This window comes from Actinomyces oris (assembly GCF_001929375.1).
GTDB lineage: Bacteria > Actinomycetota > Actinomycetes > Actinomycetales > Actinomycetaceae > Actinomyces > Actinomyces oris_B.
The window spans coordinates 1-886 of record NZ_MSGO01000002.1 but is presented as its reverse complement, the minus strand read 5'-3'; the positions used below and the strand labels follow the sequence as shown (position 1 = coordinate 886).

The 886-nt window shown below is 68.3% G+C and carries 1 protein-coding gene; it reads left to right on the top strand.

The genetic code is table 11. The features are described 5' to 3' along the window. The first annotated feature begins 61 nt into the window (after positions 1–61). Positions 62–718 carry a YesL family protein gene (locus BKH32_RS00355; protein WP_075248108.1) on the top strand — a complete coding sequence of 219 codons (657 nt, stop codon included), beginning with the start codon at positions 62–64 and terminating at the stop codon, positions 716–718. The last annotated feature ends 168 nt before the right edge of the window (positions 719–886 follow it).

Here is an 886-nt window from a genome sequence, read left to right as displayed (position 1 = left end):
CTTGAGAACCGCCCGTATCATGTCCACCTGTTACTGCTCGAGTCCTTGCGAAGGAGCCCCCGTGGCGCTGTTCCCAGGTCCTGACAGCCCGGCCTACCGGGTCTGGTCCGCAGCGGCGGACGTCGTCATCCTCAATGTCCTCACCCTGGCCGGCTGCCTGCCGGTGGTGACGGCAGGAGCCTCCCTGACGGCCTGCGCCCGCGTGGCCGGTGAGATGGCGGCCGACGACGACCCCGCGGTCGTAAGCACGTGGTGGCGCTCCTTCCGCCTCAACCTGCGCCAGTCCCTGGCCTGGTGGCTACCGGCGCTCGTCCTGGTGGCCCTGAGCGCCTGGGAGTACCTGCTTCTGTCCGGCTCCTCCCTGGGGGAGCAGAACGGCGGCATGAGCGGTGCGCTGTCCGGGCTGGTGCTGGCCGGGGGAGTGCTCCTGGTCGCGATCCTCATCTGGCTGCTGCCACTGGCCGCCTTCTTCGACGCCCCGGTCTGCCGGCACCTGTCCAATGCGCTTCGTCTCGCGGTGGGGCGTCTTGGCGTCACCGTGCTCGCTCTCGTGATCGTGGCGGCGCCGGCGATCGTCTTCTGGGGGCTGCCGGCCTCGCGGGCCGCGGTCGCGTGGTTCATGGTTCTTGTCGGGCCGGCTTTCCAGATTCACCTCATCGCTCTCCTGCAGCGTCCCACCATGGTGGCTCTTCGTGGTGCCTCGACGTCGGAGTCCTGAGTACCGTGAGCGCGCTATCGGTGAGTGCGGAGCCACCACACAGCGTCATGGCCCCGGAATCAGTCGATTCCGGGGCCATGCGTCTCAGGGGAGCGCTTAGAACCCCTGGCTGGGCTGGTTGTTGTAGGGCTGCTGGTAGGGCTGACCTTGCTGGTAGGGCTGGGTGGT